Here is a 17,955-nt window from a genome sequence, read left to right as displayed (position 1 = left end):
ATCAAGCCTCAGCTTTTTTAGGCAATACTTTGCTGACGCCTGTCATAACCATCACTGCGGCTAAACCTGCGACAATACCGACTAACATTTCAGCCAACATACCAACAACAAACTTTAATAAGCCACCAACCACAGCAATATGTGAAGCAGCTTCTGCACTGTGTTCAATCGCATGATGCACAACAGGCAAACCATGAACTAAGATGCTACCCCCAACCATAAACATCGCTGCTGTCCCTGCAATCGATAAAAACTTCATTAACTTAGGTGCTAATGCCAATAAAAAGCGGCCTAATTGTTGTTTGGCCGCATTGGCTTGTTGAGTCAGATGTAAACCCATATCATCTAAGCGGACAATGCCTGCCACCAAACCATAAACTCCCACCGTCATTAAAACTGCAATACCAACTAACACTAATACTTGATTAATAAAGGTTGTTTGTGCCACTGTGCCTAAGGTAATAACAATAATTTCTGCTGATAAAATAAAATCGGTACGAATTGCACCTGTCACTTTTTCTTTTTCAAACGCCAAAATATCCACTTCGGGATTCGTCACGGCTTGCACTAATTCTTGGTGATGTTGTTCATCTTCATCATGACTATGCAATAAGGGATGAATCAGTTTCTCCACCCCTTCAAAACACAAAAACAAGCCACCCAACATTAATAACGGCATAATCGCCCAATTAGCAAAGGCACTAATTAATAATGCGGCTGGCACTAAAATCGCTTTATTTTTTAACGATCCCTTAGCGACTGCCCAAACGACGGGTAATTCTCGATCGGCTTTTACCCCTGCCACTTGTTGGGCATTTAAGGCCAAATCATCTCCCAAGACGCCTGATGTTTTTTTGGCTGCGATTTTGGTCATTGCTGCCACATCGTCTAATAAGGTGGCAATATCATCAATTAATGCTAATAGGCTACTACCTGCCATATTTTATGCTCTCTTAAACCATTGTTTTCCACGCATGGGCATGACAATCGGCTCTACCCCTGCATCCTTAATTTCCTGTACAAAACCTGCCAAATCGACACTCGGAATATAATCTGGCTCTTGTTCAAACGGGGTAAACATCGTATCCCAATGACAAGGCACAATCCACTTAGGCTTTAACAATTCAACCACTTCTTTGACATAATTAGGCCGATATTTTCGACCAATCGCACACAAACAGACAACATCTGCTTGCACACCTTTTAATTCTTCGGCAATAAAATCAGCCGAATCAATATGAACAATTTTTAATTTGCCTGTATCTACTAACCAATTTAAAACCAAACCATGTTTTAAATCGAGCATTTTGGGCGGCCAAACAGGCGGTGACAAAATATCACCAGGGATAGGAATACGCCCCATAATCGCTTTGCCGTGAATCGAAGGTAAACCACGCACTGTCCATGCGCCACAGGCAATATCTTCACGGCCTTGAGTTTCAACCAACTGCGACTCAGGTAAACCTGCTGCTCGGCCAACCATACATGTTGCCCGCGAACCAATTAACCGTGCGCCTGTTTGCTTACATAAATCTGGTGCATCTAAAATATGGTCATAATGGGCATGACCAATTAATACTTCATCGGCTTTGGGAATATATTTTTTTAATAATGCTGTATTAGTATGTAATGGCCGTAAGAGTTCGGTTACACCAATTCGGCTTAAATAAGGGTCTAAAACAACAGTACGTTGTTTGTTTTTAATAATAAATCCTGCTGTGCCTAAATAGGTTAATTCGATGGCTTGTTCATCTTGAGCTAAAGGCGGACTATAAATATGTGCTTGCGGTGTTAATTTAAAGATTTTGCGTAAGCCTTGAGCGAGTAACTTTTTTAGCATAGCACCTTTATCCATGATGATTATCAAATTAAGTTTAATGCTTTATGATGATTGTTTGCACCTTAGACGATTAACGTAACAAAGACAAGTGAGTAAATGATGACAAAGATCGGTTTTATTGGCATGGGGTTAATGGGAAGTCGAATGACTTCTCGTTTGTTACAAGCGGGGTTTGACGTTTGGGTGTGGAATCGTTCGGTAGATAAATGCCAAGCCTTAGTGGAACAAGGCGCAAAACTTGCGGCAAACCTAGCAGATATTGGCCGCGAATGTGACATTATTTTATTATGTTTAGCGGATACCGATGCTGTTGAGTCTGTTGTTTTTGGTGAAAATGGCCTCGCTAATTATTTAAGCAGCCAACAGTTAATTGTTGATTTTAGTAGTATTACACCTGATGCCACACGCCTATTTGCTCAACGCTTACGCGCACAAGATATTTATTGGCTTGATTGTCCAGTGTCGGGTGGAGTGATGGGCGCAGAAAAAGGCACTCTCATTTTAATGGCTGGTGGTGAAGGCCAACAAATAGAACGATTTAAGCCTATTGCCCAACATTTAGGACAAAAATTAACCCATATGGGCGATGTTGGCACAGGGCAAATTACCAAAATTTGCAATCAAATGATTGTCGCCAGTAATGCTGTTTTAATTGCTGAAACGGTGGCTTTAGCCGCCAAAGCAGGTGTTGATGCTCGTCAACTCGCCCCTGCCCTTGCAGGTGGTTTTGCCGATTCATTACCCTTACAAATTTTAGCACCACGCATGGCAACAGATAGCTTTGAACCTGTGCAATGGAAAGTACAAACCCTATTAAAAGATTTGGATAATGCGGTGGCTTTAGCCAAAGAAAATACCAGTAGCACCCCGATTTCAGCGTTGGCCTCACAACTGTTAAGACTTCATGCCGCAACAGGTGCAAGTTTGGAAGATTTAAGTTCGGTGGTGAGATTGTTTAAAAAAACTGATCTTTAAATAAAATTGATCCTATATCTTTGCTACACTATAATAGCTAATATAATTTATAAGAGGTTTTTATGTCTCAAATTACTTTATATTTGGATGACGAAGCTGAACAATTATTACGCCAATCAGCACAAGCAGCAGGCTTATCTAATAGCAAATGGATAGCCGAATTAATTAAAAAACACGCTCGTCAAGAATGGCCAAAAGAACTTAAAAACCTAGCAGGGTCTTTTGCAGATTTTCCTTTACGAGAAAATAAGTTACAACACGCAGAAGATACACCCAGAGTAGGCTTTTAATGTTAGTTTTAGATACCAATACCATTAGCTATTATTTTAGAAATGAGCCTTGTGTAGTGCAACAATTACAGGCAACACCTTTGCAACAAATTGCTGTCCCCGCTATTGTTGTTTATGAACTCAAATATGGGATTTTGCGTTTACCACATGAGGCCGCCTTGCCACGACTCAAAGCCTTAAGCAAGTTTTTGCAATTTTTATCTATTATTGATGTGAATGAAAAAGTCGCTGAATTAGCCGCTCAGATTCGTGTCGATTTAGAAAAAACAGGTTTACCAATAGGCGCACATGATGTATTAATTGCCGCCTCTGCTTTATCGGTAAATGGCCAATTAGTGACACGTAATGTACGTGAGTTTGAAAGAGTGCAAGGTTTGCAAGTTGTAAATTGGTTTGAATAAAAAAGGCTTGTTTACCCAAGCCTTTTTTAGTTAGCGTAAATTACTCTAAAAAGTCCACATTCAACAGCGTTTTACCGCGTGGTTGATTGACCAACATCGACTGACCATTAATATCGGCTCTGATTTCTGGGCTATAGGCCAAAGATACTTCACCTACTTGTCCTGCGCTTTCGCCACCATCCGAGACATCTTCAAAGGCAACTGCTAACACATTGGCTGTACCTGCTGGGTTTAAGCCTGTCGTGCTAATGGGGAAATAATCAGGGTTAGTATTCATCCACATATCACGAATCGCACGCCCCCAAAAGCCATTATCAATCCAACCATCACCACTTAACCAACGACCAATTAACTGACCATTTAACCAAACTGTTGCTTTAACACGTTGACCCGCAAAACGTAAGGATAAAGGCGCGTGTAAATTGCTGGTATTGGGTAATTGGCTAGCATCAAACTTGGCACGATACCAACGCACCTCGCCTTTGGCTAAATTCATTGGTAAGCTTGCAGCTTGCCATGCACTATCACTATAACTGTTACTCATTAAACCCGTACGTTCACCATTTAAATCAGCACGTAACGACCAATTCGTTAAATTAGTACCGCCTAAACGTGCTGTTCCCCACAAGCCTTTGACACTGTCAAAACCCAAACTTGGAATTTTCATGTTGGTTGCAGCTAATGTGCCACGTGGGAACATAAAGCTACCGTGTCCCCATGATTCAACACGGAAAGCCACCACATTTTTACCTTGTTTTAAGTAAGGACGTAATGACGGAAACTGATATTTAGCATTCCAAGAGTCAGAATCTAACTCCGTACCTACTGGTAACTTGGTGCTTAAATACGTGCCGTTGACATAAATCCCAACAATATCACTGGCATGTTCAATATATAAGGAACAGTCTTCCCACCAATATGGCGCATGGTCAAAATCTAACTCGGTACGATACCAAGCATGACCTGTATAAATGCCTTTACTTTCTAAGGGTTGTGGCTGACCTGTCCACTTCATCCATGTACTGTCATCATAATCCAATTTTGCTTCGCCCATATCGCTGGCTACTTTACCTGCCATTAAACTCGGTAATGGTGCTAAGTTAGGAATACTTTGTGGCTTGGTAAACGTTGCACTTTGAGTTTGACTATTCCACGCACTATTCACCACTAAATTGCGTAACTGCATCCGACGTGGTGACATAACAAACAGGGGGCGATTTTTAACGTCATATTCCGCTGCCAACTGTAAGTTGTACACTGAGGATACACCAGTTTCTTTTAACAGTTCTAAACCTGCCACCACATAATCTTGATTATTAATGCGTGGAAACCAAAAACGGCCTGCTTCTTCGGTAGTTGTCACTAACACACGCACCGTTTTACCCGCTTCACTACGCACCACTAATTCTAAATGTGGATAGTGGCTATAGGTTAAGGCTAAACGATTAGCATTTTGTTCGGCAATGTTAATTCCATTATCACGGGTGATAACGGTAGCATTGCCCAAACCTTCTAACACCAATTCACCTTGATTATTGGCCACACCATGCACAATCACTAAAGCATCACCGTTATAACTGCGTGACGTTAATAACTCACTGCTTGTCCATGCAACTTTGCCTGCACCATTGCTTAACGGTAAATCTTTGACCAAAATCATCGCATAGTCTTTAGAAGCGACACCTGCTTCTGGATTGGTTGGTACAGTCATTGGCACATACTTAGGTAAAGTTTGGCCGTTTAAGCTAATGCCATTGACAGGAATATTTTGCGCAAAACCTGATTGATTTACCAAACCAACAAATTGCACACCTTGAGTGCCTTGTAGCCAATAATTGACCTTAACATTGTTGGGTTCACGCGCACCCAACTCCGTATTACTCATACTTAAACCTGTTTTTTGTGCTGTACCTGCACTGGCAAAATACGGCTCTACTGCATCAAAAAATAAGTTATCACGGCGGAAAGCATGGAATGATGGACGCAATAAACCAGACGGCGACACAGGCCCATAATAATCAACAACCCCATGAAAATAGCCCACTTGTGGCGAGACAAAACCATTCATGATGTTGTTAATCGAACTAAAATCAAAGGCGTTATCAACACTGCGAGTATTTAACACAATAGCATTACGATAACCAGGGGTCATCATACCCACCGCATTAAAGGCCAATGTGCCATCTAAACCGCCTAATAATAAGCGTTTGATTTTGACTGGGTCACGGTCGGTTTCGGTAGTACCACTGGGCATATTGGCATACACACCACCATGATTACTGCTGTGCATATCGGTTAACAGGTCAACAGCCGTTTTTTCGGGATAATCACCGCCTAAACCATTATAAATATTGGGCATAGGCACAACACCAGACACATCGCCTGTCGCTGAAGCTTTGCCATCACCAGGGCAAGTGGTAATGGGAATAGTAATGCCATCGTTACGGACAATGTCACGCAAGGCGGTAAAATAAGCATTGGGATTAAAGCTTTGCCACAAACCACGTTCTGGCCCACCTTCATAACCAAATAATTTGTCAGCCTCGTGAAAAGGTTGAAACCAGTTATATTCATTTTCTACCGAATATAAAATAATTGGCCCGCCACGATCGGCAAACAAATCACGCACTTCGGCATTCACACGGCGTAAATATTTACCCACATAGTTTAAATAATCAGGGTCATGGGTACGTAAATTAGGTTTGCCATCCGCCGCAATGTCTTTTTTGGTGGACTTAGCCATTAACCATGCAGGCACACCGCCACCATCCATTTCATTGGTAATATAAGGGCCTGGTCGTAAATAAACATACAAACCTAACTCTTTACACAACAAAATAAATTGACGCAAATTAGGGCTACTAAAATTAAATTGCCCTTCACGTGGCTCTACACTGTTCCACGCCACATATAAATCTACCGTGTTAAAACCTGCGGCCTTAAAACGCTCTAAACGGTCACGCCATTCACTGCTTGGAATCCGAAACCATTGCACCGTGCCGCCACGCAACAAACGATACTGACCATCAATCATAAAACCATTGGCATCCATACTGACATCATAAGGCAATCCATTGGCCAAATTGGCATAAGCCCCACTCGCACTGAGCATGGTAATCGCAATCGCTGCGCTTAAGTAAGTTTTTTTCATCATTTTGCCCTTAAACATCAACACGGTTAAATTGTAGGACAATCTTACGTTTCAACATAAGGCATTGATTGATAATTTCTGACAATGATTAGTGAAAATGCGTCGAAAGTTAAAAAACTGGCGCAAAAAGTTAAGACTTTAAAAACATACACTTGTATATAAATTTGTATATTTATTATTCCGTGTTAATTCGCACTTTTGGGCAACACCCTGTTATCTGTTTTATGGCTACTCTATAGATAATTAACTCATTACACTGGATTTATTTATATGGAGTAATCAATATGACTCTTAGCCCTGCTTTATTTTTGGGACATGGTTCGCCAGAAAATGTCGTGCTTGATAATCGTTTTACCCAACATCTAAAACATTGTGGTCAACAACTTGCTAAACCAAGAGCCATTTTGATGATTTCGGCACATTGGCTGACACAAGGTGTACGCATCACCAGTGCTATTCAACCTAAGCAGATATTTGATTTTTATGGTTTTCCCCAAGCATTGTATGAGGTGCAATATGCTGCTAAAACCGATCAAAGTTTGGTTCAACAGTTATTAGCGATGAATATTGGTATTGTTGCTGACTCACAAGCAGGTCTTGACCACGGCACATGGACAGTACTAAAACATCTTTTTCCACAAGCGGATGTACCTGTGGTGCAATTGAGTTTGAATACCCAATTTACTCGTCAACAACACCTTGAATTTGCTAAAAAACTACAAGACTTACGTCATCAAGGGGTAATGATTATTGGAAGTGGCAACGTGGTACATAATTTAGGGCTTTTAGACTGGCAGCAACGGGAACAAGGTGCTGATTGGGCGATTAGTTTTGATATGCAAATAAAAGCGGCTATTGAACAACACGATTTGGCTTTTTTAACACAAACACGGCAACAGATGAGCCAAATTGCCCGTTTGGCTATTCCCAGTGAAGACCATTATTGGCCGTTATTGTATGTTGCAGGGGTTAGCCAAGATAATGATGTTTTATCTTGGCTAGATGAGGGTTATGAATATGGCAGCATTGCATTACGCAGTTTTATCTACGCCAATATTTTTTAATAAACAAGCCTTTAATGTTTGAGCGGTTAGAGGCTTACTTAAAAAATCGTTCATGCCTACCTCTAAACAATGCTTATACTGCTCAGCTTTAACATAAGCGGTTAATGCCACAATAGGAATTGCTTTTAGTTGCTGCTGCTGCTCAAATTGTCGAATCAATTGTGTGGTGACATAACCATCTTGTTCAGGCATTTCGCAATCCATCAAAATCAAGGCATAGGCCTGTGGCTGTTGGCGATAAGCGGTTAAAGCCTCTTTACCATTACTCACCACATCAACTGTGATGTGCATTTTTTGCAACATGGCGACAATCACCATCTGATTGACCATGTAATCTTCTGCTAACAAAATATGCTTTTTAGCTAAAATTGACGATTGTGTTGGACTTAATGCGCCATAACGCTGATCTATTTGCTCGACAGGAATAACACTTAAAATAGCATCACGCATTGGCATAAAGGAGTGTGGTTTTTGCATCACTGCATCTATTGCCAAATCTGCTAGTTGTTGTGCCGTAGGTTGTGTTGCCACACGAGATACCAAAATACGCTTTAACGATTGCAGTTCTGGACTTTGTTTGATTTGCTCGGCTAAAGTTTCAATGCTAATGGTACTTTGTTGGACATTAAAAATAACCACATGATATGGCCTTTGCCCTTGCACCGCTCGTTTTAACAATAACAAGGCATATTCACCATCGTGAATAATATCAATGTGTATGCCCCATAATTCTGCTTGCTGAACAATGTGACGGCCAAAGTCATTATTATCATCCACCAATAAGACTCTTAAACCTTTTAATAATGATGAAGCTTGACGATGCTGCTCTTTAAATTGCTCTGTTGCCATCACATAAGGCAATGCCACAATAAAACGAGAACCTTTGGCTAACTCACTTTCGACAACAATTTGACCATGTAATAACTCTGCTAATTGTTTGCTAATACTCAAGCCTAGTCCTGTCCCACCAAACTGCCTCGTGGTGCTTAAATTGGCTTGTTGAAAGGCATCAAATAAGCTGTGCTTTTGCTCAGCAGAAATACCAATGCCCGTATCGGCTACCTCAATGTATAACCACGAATCTTGACTATGTCGCTGATAAATACGCAAGGACACTTGACCATTGGTGGTAAATTTAAAAGCATTGCTTAACAAATTTAACAAAATTTGTTTTAAACGAGTGGGATCGGTTTGTACTAAGGTAGGTGTATTGGCTTCGACACTCACAATAAAATCAATGCCTTTTTGTTCGGCAACTAAATAAAAAATAGAAGAACACTCTAGTAATACTTCACCAAGATCAACATCTATTTGCTCAACCTCCATTTTGCCTGCTTCAATTTTAGAATAATCCAAAATATCATTAATAATACTGAGCATGGCTTTGCCAGAGGCATAAATCACTTGCAAATATTGTTGTTGCTGCATATTTAAAGAGGTATCACGCAATAATTCGGTCATGCCCAACACACCACTCATTGGTGTTCTAATCTCGTGGCTCATATTGGCCAAAAACAGACTTTTAGCGGCATTGGCTTTATCTGCATCCTGACGTGCAAGTTCTAACTGTTGATTTTGTCTGACTAAGGTATCTGTTTGTCGTTTAACCGCTTTTTCTAAAGATTGACGATAGCCCGTGCTAATTAAAGTATAACTCACCGCTAAGCTAGTACTTAATAAACCAACAACTAATACTAACCATGTGACCCATGATTGATAGCTAGCCAATTTTTGACCCGAAGGCCAAATATCTACTATCCATAATCGTTGACCAAAAGAGACTCTACCTTGATAATACATTTGTAAGGAGCTGACTTTTTTTAATTCTGCCGCGCTCGGTTCAATGCCATAAATGCTTTGTTTGCTGTGCTGGTCTCTCACTAATAATAAAAAGGATTTGCCAATTAGCTCTTGATGTACTTTAGCCAAAACCATTTCATTTTTTAACACTAAAATTAAAACGCCTTTTAAGCTATTAATATTACGTGCAACATCTGGTTGAAAAATTGGCACATACAATAAAACACCTGATTCTTTAGTTGGACTTTGAATTAATTTTAGCGGTGACGATAACAACGGTAATTCAGTTGACATAATATGCTTGAGTAGGTCAGCGCTGCCTTCATTACTTTGAGTGTCATACCCCAACATTTGTTGATTTTTTTGCCAAGGCTCAATATACAAAATAGGGAAATACAATTCACGCTCACGAGCTGTCATTAACACAGCATCACGTTGTGTACCACCACGCTCGGTAATCAAGACAGCTTGCTTTAAGAGTTCTGACTGCTGTTTTTCCCATTGACTACGCTGTGATAATAATACTTTAGGAGCCCATTCAACCGCTTGTACCTCATTATGTTTTTGCAGCCATGATTTAGAAAAACGATAAAACTCCTCTTGAGAGACAAATTCACTCCCTGCAAAAAAACCTTGCGCAAATAGAGCAAAACTTTCATATTCTTGTAGGCGTTGTTGTAATTGCTGCATCAATTGTTGAGTATGTGCCTTAAACTCTGCTAATCGATCTTTATGTTCTAACTGTACAGCTAATAAAAAAATTAATGCAGCTAATGCAAAGGTGGTTACCGAAACAAAAGCTACTAACACTGCCCTTGTTTTGTTAAAAAAAGGACTGTCTGAACCTAAGGCCAATAACATGGGGGCAAATACCAATACACCAATACTGTCACCAACCCACCATACAAACCAACTTTGTAAAACAAAATCTTGGCTAATTGCTTTACTAAAATATAAGACTGATACACTCCATGTTGCATTCAATAAAGTAGCAATCACTCCACCCAACAGTAATAACTTAAAAACATTGAGTGGCGTATCCAAAGGATTAGGATAATTTGCATAACGTTTAATTAACCATGCGCCTAACACCGCTTGTGCGGCTGCACCACAAGCAATTGCAAGGGGAATCAAATGGTTAATTTCAAAGACGCTCAACTCTAAGGCTTTGGCAGTCTCTAAGCTAGATACCACAAAAGACCCCAATACAACACCAATCGCAAAACGCCAACCAAACATCAATACCCATGCTAAAGCAATGCCCGATGCAGGCCAAACAGCCGTTGCAAAATTAGGCGCAGCGGCTAACGCTAAACCAATATGCCCCGTTAAAAAATAAAGACAGGCTAAAAGTAAATTACCAAATAAGGGATGAGCGATAATAGTACGTAACAATGAGGTGGATGGTTTATCCATAAATTCCTATATCCCTAGAAAACAATTACCAATAGATTGAAATTTAATATAAATATATTATTAGCCGTAAATTGTCCGACTGTCAAAATAGAGTTTGTAGAACTTTTAAAACATGACATCAATATATAAAAACTATTAAATCAATAAAAACTAATAGTTTTACACAATCATATTTTCTCTCTAAGATGGAGTCTATGAAAGCATAACCTAGAGGATACGATCATGGCTCACATTAAACAATTTATTAGCACCAATCGTTATACCTTAAAAAAGACGTTTAGTTACTATGTGATGCACATTACTGTCGCTGCGGCAGTTGCTTTTATGGTAACAGGCAATATTTGGATGGCGTTAACCTTGAGTATGTTGGAGCCTAGTGTGCAAGCGGTGGCTTTTTTCTTTCATGAACGGGCATGGGCGCGTAAAGAGCAAACAACCATTGCCGTACCAACGGTTGTTCATGCTTAGCTTAGCATCTTAGTTATCATGTCGACTCCATGCAAAGCACGGAGTCGATGATTACTTTACTCCATGACTAATACCGCTTTACCTGTTACTTTACGCTGCATTAAGTCATTCAAGGCTTGAGCGGCTTGCGCCAAGGGATATTCTGCCGAAATATGCGGTTTTAATTGCCCCTGCATCAGCCATGCAAACAACTGCATCATATTGGCTTGATTATCTTGTTTTTGCCGAACCGCAAACTCTCCCCAAAACACACCAACAATTGCACAACCTTTGAGTAAAGCTAAATTTAGTGGCACTTTGGGAATATCGCCCGCAGCAAAGCCAACCACTAAATAACGACCACGCCATGCCATTGAACGCAAGGCGGGTTCGGCATAATCGCCACCCACCGCATCGTAAACCACATCCACTCCTTTACCGTCAGTTAAGGTTTTGATTTGTTCACGCCAGTTAGCTTCGGTGTAATTCACCACAGCATCTGCACCATATTGTTGGCAAACCGCTAATTTTTCAGCCGTTGAGGCGGCAGCAATCACTTTTGCCCCCATGACTTTGGCGAGTTGCACCGCAGCTAAACCCACTCCACCTGCTGCCCCCAAGACCAATACGGTTTCACCTGCTTGCAACTGAGCACGGTCTTTCAAAGCGTGATAGGACGTGCCAAAGACATAAGCAAAAGTTGCTGCTGTTTTGAAATCAAAGACGGGTGGCACAGGAAACACCCGTGAGCCATCAGTGACAACTTCTTCGGCAAAGCCACCCCAGCCGGTCATGGCAATGACGGTATCTCCGACTTTTAGGTGTTTAACACCTTCGCCAACTTCTTTAACCACACCCGCCACTTCACCACCTGGTGAAAAGGGCAATTCGGGTTTAAATTGGTATTTATTTTGAATAATTAAGGTATCAGGAAAATTAACACCACAGGCTTTGACGCTAATGACGACTTGTTTTGCACCTGCTTGTGGTGAAGGAATATCTTCTAAAACAAGTGTTTCGGGAAGGCCATGAGTTTTACAGAGGATTGCTTTCATTATGTTACCTTTATAAACTTTTCTAAGGCTGCATTGACTGCATCAGGTGTTTCAACGGTTGAGGTATGCCCTGCTTGTGGAATCACCACCAATTGACTGTGTTTAATTGCGGCGTGCATGCGTCGTGATTTGGCAGGAATGGTGGCAATATCTTCATCACCGACAACAATCAAAGTGGGTGTCGTAATTGAAGGTAAATATTGATAAACCCCTTGTCGACTAAACACACCATTAATGGCTTTGCCAATATTGATTCGGTCGTTTTGCAACAAACGCCGACGCATTTCGGCGCGTTGTTCAGCACGATGAGGGTCAGTTAAAAAGGTTTGACCAAACATGATGTGCATCGCTTGTGGCGCAACCACGGCCATCCCCAACCAACGGGCAATTTTGGGTAAGACTTTATATTTTAATAAATTTTGCTTAGGTTCTGGGTCGGCGGAAGTTTCGAGCAAACTTAAAGACAACAACCATTCCCGATGATGAATGGCCAAACGCATACCGACAAAACCGCCCATCGACAAACCAACAAAATGCACAGGTTTGCCAACCAATTGTTTAATCAAAGCCAAAGCATCAGCAGCAAGTGTGTCCATGTCATAACCACTGTCGGTCGCTTGGGAACGGCCTTGTGCTCTAAAATCAAAGGTAATACAACGATAATGCTGTTTAAAGAAGGCAACTTGTGCCTCATACATTTGACCACTCCACAACAAACCATGCGCAAAAACAATGGTTTGCGCACCTTGGCCATGCTCTTCGTAATAAATATTTGCACCATTTACCGTTAAATAAGGCATGTCACAAACTCACTAAAGTTGGATTACGCTCTTGTAAAATATCTTCCATGCGTAGTTGTATGGATGATTTAATTTTGGCATGGGTAAAGATATAAAAGCGTTCTTCTTGAATCGCCGTAAAGACATCATTAGCCACTTTTTCGACAGGAATACCTTTCGCCACTGCTTGTTGCACCATACCTGCGGTAAAACGATTAACTTGGTCGGCTTGACTAAAATCAATGCTTTGGCCAACAGTGCGATTACGCTCTGCTTCGGCAATGCCTGTTTTGACCCATGCAGGACACAATACCGAGACTTTTAACTTAGCTTGACGCAGTTGTAAATCAAAAAACAAACCCTCAGAAACCGTCACCACCGCATGTTTACTGGCATTATAAGCGGCAGTACATGGCAACGATAACATGCCTGCAACTGATGCTGTATTAACAATATGCCCTTCTTCATTGTTGGCTAACATTCGGGGAATAAAAGCTCTTAAACCATTGGTTACCCCATAAAAATTAACCCCCATCACCCACTGCCAATCTTCAGGCGTGGTTTCCCAAACAGGCCGAGAAATCGCCACCCCTGCATTATTGACTAACAGATGAACGTTACCAAAATGGGCAAATACCGCATTGGCAAAGGCATCAACCTGTTGATGATTAGCCACATCAAACGCTTGGCTAAATACCTCGACCCCTTGTGCAACAAACTCATCGACGGTTGTTTGTAATTTTTGGCTATTAATATCGGCTAAAGCGAGCTTCATGCCGTGTTGTGCCGCTTGTTGAGCAATGGCTTTGCCAATGCCTTCGGCTGCACCTGTAATCACTGCAACTTTGTTTTTTAGATTTTTCATTTTTAGCCCAACAAATATCCACCATCAACATTTAAACACACACCCGTTGTATAACTGGCCGCAGGTGATACTAAATACAATACCGCACCTGCCATTTCATTCGGCTGAGCAATACGATTCATCGGTACATGTTGTAACACTGACTTAACAATTTGCTCATTTTTCACCAAAGCTGAGGCAAATTTGGTATCGGTAAAACCCGGTAATAAAGCATTAACACGCACGCCCATGCCCGCACATTCTTTGGCAAAGGCTTGGGTCATCGACATCACAGCGGCTTTGGTAATCGAATAAATGCCCTGAAATAAACCCGGAATAACACCATTTACCGAAGCCACATTAACAATCGCGCCGCCACCGTTTTTCGCCATCAATTTTGCGCCATATGAGGACATAAAAAAGTAACCACGAATATTCACATCAACGGTTTTTTGAAAAGCATTAATATCGGTATCGACAATCGAACCAAAATGCGGATTGGTTGCAGCATTATTGACCAGAATATCTAAACGACCATGTTTAGCCTCAATTTGGGCAAAAATGGCTTCGATTTGTGCCATCTCACCAATATGACAAGCCATTGCTTCGGCTGAGCCACCTGCATTAATAATATTATCAACCACCATCTGACAACTTTCGGCTTTACGGCTCGAAATAATCACATGTGCGCCATGTTGGGCTAATAACTCAGCAATCGCTTGGCCAATGCCACGACTTGCGCCTGTCACTAGGGCTATTTTTCCAGATAAATCAAAGGTATTTGCTATTGTCATTTTTTATACTCGACTTTAACTCCCTCCCCTTTGGGAGAGGGTTGGGGTGAGGATTTAACGATAAGTTATCAATTCTGCTTGATGCTGTTGTTCTAAATGGCCATGACTATTGAGATAGCTAAGGCTAATTCGTTCGCCACTAAACAACAGCTTAGTCACACCCGTATTGACCAAATTCCAATTAATAGCAAAGGCTTGTTTAGGGTCTAAGGCCAATAACTGCTGCACAATCGCGGTAATTGTGCCGCCCGACGTAAACACCCAAATATGACGTGCATTCGCTGCTTCAGCACGCACTTGTGCTAAGGCTTGCCAAGTTGCCTGTTGAAATGCTGACCATGTTTGTTGGTAATCATGGTCATATTCGCCACTTAACCAACGGTCAACTGCCGCACTAAACAAGGCTTGAAAAGCTTTACGCGGCTGTGGACTGGCCGCTAAAAACTGTGCCATTGTGCTATGTTCGGCCAAATCAGGACGATAACGATTTAAAATCTCAACATGGTCAAACTCATTAAAACCCGTTAAGCTTTGCCAAGCATTTGCTGATAAATTATCAGTCATTGCCAAACAATGTTGTGCGGTTTGTAAATGCCGTTTTGCCTGCCCTAAATAGACTTTTTCAACAGGTAAATGACAATCTTTTAACCATTGACCAAGGAGCTGGGCTTGTTGCTCACCACGCGCCGATAATTGGTCGTAATCCGCCGCGCCAAAACTGGCTTGACCATGTCGCACCAAATAAATTGCCGCCATTTTTTACCTCAAAACTTATAATTTAGAGTTTACGATTAAACCTAAACAACGTTGCTCAAGATAATTGACCATTTGACCAAACATGGCAAATTGGGCATTTTTGCTTTGGCCATGATAAAAACGATAATAAATTTGTTGGGCAATCACCGCTAAACGGAACAAGCCATAAATACTATAAAAATCAAAATTATCGACTTTATAACCTGTTTTTTGGCCATAATAATCAATCACTTCTTGGCGCGTTAACATACCTGCCAAATGGGTGGGCTGACGACGCATCATTTGCATCACCCCATCATCATCCGCTTGCACCCAATAAGCCAACGTGTTACCTAAATCCATTAATGGGTCGCCCAGTGTTGCCATTTCCCAATCTAACACACCAATCACTTCTAAAGGATTATCAGGATTTAGCACGACATTATCAAAACGAAAATCATTATGAATCAAACAAGTAGCCACATCTTGACTGGGCATTTTGGCTTTTAACCATGCCATCACGTCCGCAAAACTCCCCACATCGGGCGTGCGTGCTTTTTCATAACGGTCTGTCCAACCATCAATTTGTCGTTTGACATAGCCCTCACCTTTCCCCAAATGACTTAAACCTGCTGCACGATAATCCACTTGATGCAATTCAATCATTTTATCAATGACATTAATGCACAACTGGCGAGTTTGCTCAGGGTTTAAATTGAGTGATTTGGGCAAGTTTTGCCGAGGAATAATGCCTTTAATCCGTTCCATGACATAAAAATCGACATCCATCACCTCATCTGCATGGCTACTCGCCAATACGCTTGGCACATAAGGATAGACAGGTTTTAGTGCAGTCATAATTTGTGCTTCACGCAACATATCATGTGCCGACTTAGCTTTATGGCCAAACGGTGGACGACGCAAGATCAAGTCACGATCGGCATACGCTAACAAATAGGTTAAATTTGACGCGCCACCTGCAAACTGTTCTAAACGTGGTTCACCTTGTAAAGACGGCAACTGACTTTTTAAAAATTGGTCAATACGGGTAATATCTAACTCTTCACCCTGACGCACCGAACCTGCTTTGTCTAAAAGATTGTCCATACTAGTTATGCTCCTGCCAATTTAGCGATTTGCTTTTTATATTCTAATTTGGCAATCAAGGCTCTATGTACTTCATCAGGCCCATCCGCTAAACGCAATACTCGTGCATAAGCATATAATGCCGCCAAGGGGAAATCATCGGACAAGCCTGCACCACCATGAATTTGAATTGCCGCGTCCGTTACTTGTTGGGCAACATTGGGCGCAACCACTTTAATTTGAGAAATTTCACTCATTGCCCCTTTTACACCCACGGTATCCATCATCCATGCTGCTTTTAACGTTAATAATCGTGCTTGCTCAATCGCCATGCGACAGTTAGCCACAATATCTGGATTTGCGCCTAATTTAGCGATAGGCTTACCAAAAGCCACCCGTGTTCCCGCACGTTGACACAACAATGTTAAAGCACGTTCAGACGCGCCAATCGCACGCATACAATGATGAATACGGCCTGGCCCTAAACGCCCTTGTGCAATTTCAAAACCACGTCCTGCCCCTGCAATAATGTTACTAATCGGCACACGCACATTAGTAAAGGACACCTCACCATGTCCTGACGGCTCATCAAAACTGGAAAAAACAGGCAACATTCTTTCTACTTTGACGCCTTGAGCATCAATCGGCACTAATACCATTGAATGTTGACGATGTTTTTCGGCTGTCGGGTCGGTTAAGCCCATAAAAATCAAAATTTTGCAGTTGGGATGACCAATACCTGTACTCCACCACTTGCGGCCATTAATCACCACTTCATCACCGTCAATAATCGCGGTAGCTTGCATATTGGTGGCATCACTTGAGGCAACATCAGGTTCAGTCATACAAAATGCCGAACGAATCTCACCGCGTAATAAGGGCAATAACCATTGTTGTTTTTGCTGTTCAGAACCATATTTAACCAAGACTTCCATATTGCCTGTATCGGGTGCATTACAGTTAAATACTTCGGATGCAATAAAAGACGTACCCATCATTTCGGCTAAAGGTGCATAATCACTATTACTTAAACCTGCGCCATACTCTTCATCAGGCAAAAACAAATTCCACAAGCCTGCGGCCTTCGCTTTGACTTTTAATTGCTCCATCACTTCAGGCTGCCGCCAATGTTGATGATTTGGGCTATGACTTAAACTTTGAAAATAGGCCGCTTCGGCAGGATAAACTTCGTCACGCATAAACTGTTGCAAACGTGCCAGATAATCTTGGGCTTTGGCAGAATAAGAAAAATCCATGATTTTGTTCTCTGTGCAATAA

Annotated in this window: 16 protein-coding genes; 5 read left to right on the top strand and 11 right to left on the bottom strand. The window is 41.4% G+C overall.

Going from position 1 to position 17,955, the window contains the following annotated elements:
- Window position 1: 1 nt before the first annotated feature.
- Together Q0212_RS06595 and Q0212_RS06590 are read right to left on the bottom strand one after the other, a co-directional pair.
- Window positions 2–940: a DUF808 domain-containing protein gene (locus tag Q0212_RS06595; protein WP_297923794.1), complete on the bottom strand. Its 939-nt coding sequence runs from the start codon at window positions 938–940 to the stop codon at window positions 2–4.
- 3 nt (window positions 941–943) lie between these two features.
- Entirely contained in the window at window positions 944–1,840 is an 897-nt protein-coding gene (locus tag Q0212_RS06590) for an MBL fold metallo-hydrolase (RefSeq protein WP_297923800.1), read from the bottom strand.
- Window positions 1,841–1,936: 96 nt separating this feature from the next.
- Between Q0212_RS06590 and Q0212_RS06585 the strand changes: the two genes are divergently transcribed.
- The 3 genes from Q0212_RS06585 to Q0212_RS06575 all read left to right on the top strand — a co-directional run bounded on the left by Q0212_RS06585 (window position 1,937) and on the right by Q0212_RS06575 (window position 3,506).
- On the top strand, window positions 1,937–2,815 hold the full coding sequence (locus Q0212_RS06585) for an NAD(P)-dependent oxidoreductase (RefSeq protein ID WP_297923791.1): 879 nt from the start codon (window positions 1,937–1,939) through the stop codon (window positions 2,813–2,815).
- A gap of 62 nt (window positions 2,816–2,877) precedes the next feature.
- Window positions 2,878–3,105, top strand: coding sequence for a hypothetical protein (locus tag Q0212_RS06580; RefSeq protein ID WP_297923789.1), 228 nt, complete (start codon window positions 2,878–2,880; stop codon window positions 3,103–3,105).
- Window positions 3,105–3,506, top strand: a complete 402-nt coding sequence (locus Q0212_RS06575) for a PIN domain-containing protein (RefSeq protein ID WP_297923787.1) — start codon at window positions 3,105–3,107, stop codon at window positions 3,504–3,506. The genes Q0212_RS06580 and Q0212_RS06575 overlap by 1 nt, the downstream gene beginning before the upstream one ends.
- A gap of 40 nt (window positions 3,507–3,546) precedes the next feature.
- On the opposite strand, the gene Q0212_RS06570 is transcribed toward Q0212_RS06575, so the two are convergent.
- A complete protein-coding gene (locus Q0212_RS06570) occupies window positions 3,547–6,699 on the bottom strand; it encodes a beta-galactosidase (RefSeq protein ID WP_297923785.1) in 3,153 nt (1,050 codons plus the stop codon).
- 242 nt (window positions 6,700–6,941) lie between these two features.
- Between Q0212_RS06570 and ygiD the strand changes: the two genes are divergently transcribed.
- Window positions 6,942–7,721: a 4,5-DOPA dioxygenase extradiol gene (ygiD, locus tag Q0212_RS06565; RefSeq protein ID WP_297923783.1), complete on the top strand. Its 780-nt coding sequence runs from the start codon at window positions 6,942–6,944 to the stop codon at window positions 7,719–7,721.
- Here ygiD and Q0212_RS06560 read toward each other — a convergent pair.
- Window positions 7,689–10,937, bottom strand: coding sequence for a CHASE domain-containing protein (locus tag Q0212_RS06560; RefSeq protein WP_297923781.1), 3,249 nt, complete (start codon window positions 10,935–10,937; stop codon window positions 7,689–7,691). The two genes, ygiD and Q0212_RS06560, sit on opposite strands and share 33 nt — an antisense overlap.
- A gap of 222 nt (window positions 10,938–11,159) precedes the next feature.
- Between Q0212_RS06560 and Q0212_RS06555 the strand changes: the two genes are divergently transcribed.
- Window positions 11,160–11,405 (top strand): DUF2061 domain-containing protein, encoded by a 246-nt coding sequence (locus Q0212_RS06555; RefSeq protein ID WP_297923779.1) that lies wholly within the window; start codon window positions 11,160–11,162, stop codon window positions 11,403–11,405.
- Window positions 11,406–11,461: 56 nt separating this feature from the next.
- Here Q0212_RS06555 and Q0212_RS06550 read toward each other — a convergent pair whose 3' ends face one another.
- Genes Q0212_RS06550 through Q0212_RS06520 form a run of 7 tightly spaced genes read right to left on the bottom strand, consistent with a single transcriptional unit; the run spans window position 11,462 to window position 17,933 of the window.
- Complete coding sequence (locus tag Q0212_RS06550) at window positions 11,462–12,439, bottom strand: NADPH:quinone oxidoreductase family protein (RefSeq protein WP_297923777.1); 978 nt, start codon at window positions 12,437–12,439, stop codon at window positions 11,462–11,464.
- Window positions 12,439–13,239, bottom strand: coding sequence for an alpha/beta hydrolase (locus Q0212_RS06545; protein ID WP_297923775.1), 801 nt, complete (start codon window positions 13,237–13,239; stop codon window positions 12,439–12,441). Before Q0212_RS06545 ends, Q0212_RS06550 begins: the two co-directional genes overlap by 1 nt.
- A 1-nt stretch (window position 13,240) precedes the next feature.
- Window positions 13,241–14,083 carry an SDR family NAD(P)-dependent oxidoreductase gene (locus Q0212_RS06540; RefSeq protein ID WP_297923773.1) on the bottom strand — a complete coding sequence of 281 codons (843 nt, stop codon included), beginning with the start codon at window positions 14,081–14,083 and terminating at the stop codon, window positions 13,241–13,243.
- 2 nt (window positions 14,084–14,085) lie between these two features.
- Window positions 14,086–14,856 carry an SDR family oxidoreductase gene (locus Q0212_RS06535; RefSeq protein WP_297923770.1) on the bottom strand — a complete coding sequence of 257 codons (771 nt, stop codon included), beginning with the start codon at window positions 14,854–14,856 and terminating at the stop codon, window positions 14,086–14,088.
- Between the two features lie 54 nt (window positions 14,857–14,910).
- Window positions 14,911–15,612 (bottom strand): histidine phosphatase family protein, encoded by a 702-nt coding sequence (locus tag Q0212_RS06530; RefSeq protein WP_297923768.1) that lies wholly within the window; start codon window positions 15,610–15,612, stop codon window positions 14,911–14,913.
- Window positions 15,613–15,627: 15 nt separating this feature from the next.
- Window positions 15,628–16,698, bottom strand: coding sequence for a phosphotransferase family protein (locus tag Q0212_RS06525; RefSeq protein WP_297923766.1), 1,071 nt, complete (start codon window positions 16,696–16,698; stop codon window positions 15,628–15,630).
- A 5-nt stretch (window positions 16,699–16,703) separates the two neighbouring features.
- Entirely contained in the window at window positions 16,704–17,933 is a 1,230-nt protein-coding gene (locus Q0212_RS06520) for an acyl-CoA dehydrogenase family protein (protein ID WP_297923764.1), read from the bottom strand.
- Window positions 17,934–17,955: the final 22 nt, after the last annotated feature.

It is taken from the genome of uncultured Agitococcus sp., assembly GCF_937920075.1.
Lineage (GTDB): Bacteria > Pseudomonadota > Gammaproteobacteria > Pseudomonadales > Moraxellaceae > Agitococcus.
This window is presented reverse-complemented; position numbering and strand designations above follow the sequence as displayed.

Coding starts and splice junctions, on each gene's coding strand:
- Q0212_RS06595 (WP_297923794.1), bottom strand. CDS start 940: ATGGCAGGTAGTAGCCTATTAGCATTAATTGATGATATTGCCACCTTA.
- Q0212_RS06590 (WP_297923800.1), bottom strand. CDS start 1,840: ATGCTAAAAAAGTTACTCGCTCAAGGCTTACGCAAAATCTTTAAATTA.
- Q0212_RS06585 (WP_297923791.1), top strand. CDS start 1,937: ATGATGACAAAGATCGGTTTTATTGGCATGGGGTTAATGGGAAGTCGA.
- Q0212_RS06580 (WP_297923789.1), top strand. CDS start 2,878: ATGTCTCAAATTACTTTATATTTGGATGACGAAGCTGAACAATTATTA.
- Q0212_RS06575 (WP_297923787.1), top strand. CDS start 3,105: ATGTTAGTTTTAGATACCAATACCATTAGCTATTATTTTAGAAATGAG.
- ygiD (WP_297923783.1), top strand. CDS start 6,942: ATGACTCTTAGCCCTGCTTTATTTTTGGGACATGGTTCGCCAGAAAAT.
- Q0212_RS06560 (WP_297923781.1), bottom strand. CDS start 10,937: ATGGATAAACCATCCACCTCATTGTTACGTACTATTATCGCTCATCCC.
- Q0212_RS06555 (WP_297923779.1), top strand. CDS start 11,160: ATGGCTCACATTAAACAATTTATTAGCACCAATCGTTATACCTTAAAA.
- Q0212_RS06550 (WP_297923777.1), bottom strand. CDS start 12,439: ATGAAAGCAATCCTCTGTAAAACTCATGGCCTTCCCGAAACACTTGTT.
- Q0212_RS06545 (WP_297923775.1), bottom strand. CDS start 13,239: ATGCCTTATTTAACGGTAAATGGTGCAAATATTTATTACGAAGAGCAT.
- Q0212_RS06540 (WP_297923773.1), bottom strand. CDS start 14,083: ATGAAAAATCTAAAAAACAAAGTTGCAGTGATTACAGGTGCAGCCGAA.
- Q0212_RS06535 (WP_297923770.1), bottom strand. CDS start 14,856: ATGACAATAGCAAATACCTTTGATTTATCTGGAAAAATAGCCCTAGTG.
- Q0212_RS06530 (WP_297923768.1), bottom strand. CDS start 15,612: ATGGCGGCAATTTATTTGGTGCGACATGGTCAAGCCAGTTTTGGCGCG.
- Q0212_RS06525 (WP_297923766.1), bottom strand. CDS start 16,698: ATGGACAATCTTTTAGACAAAGCAGGTTCGGTGCGTCAGGGTGAAGAG.
- Q0212_RS06520 (WP_297923764.1), bottom strand. CDS start 17,933: ATGGATTTTTCTTATTCTGCCAAAGCCCAAGATTATCTGGCACGTTTG.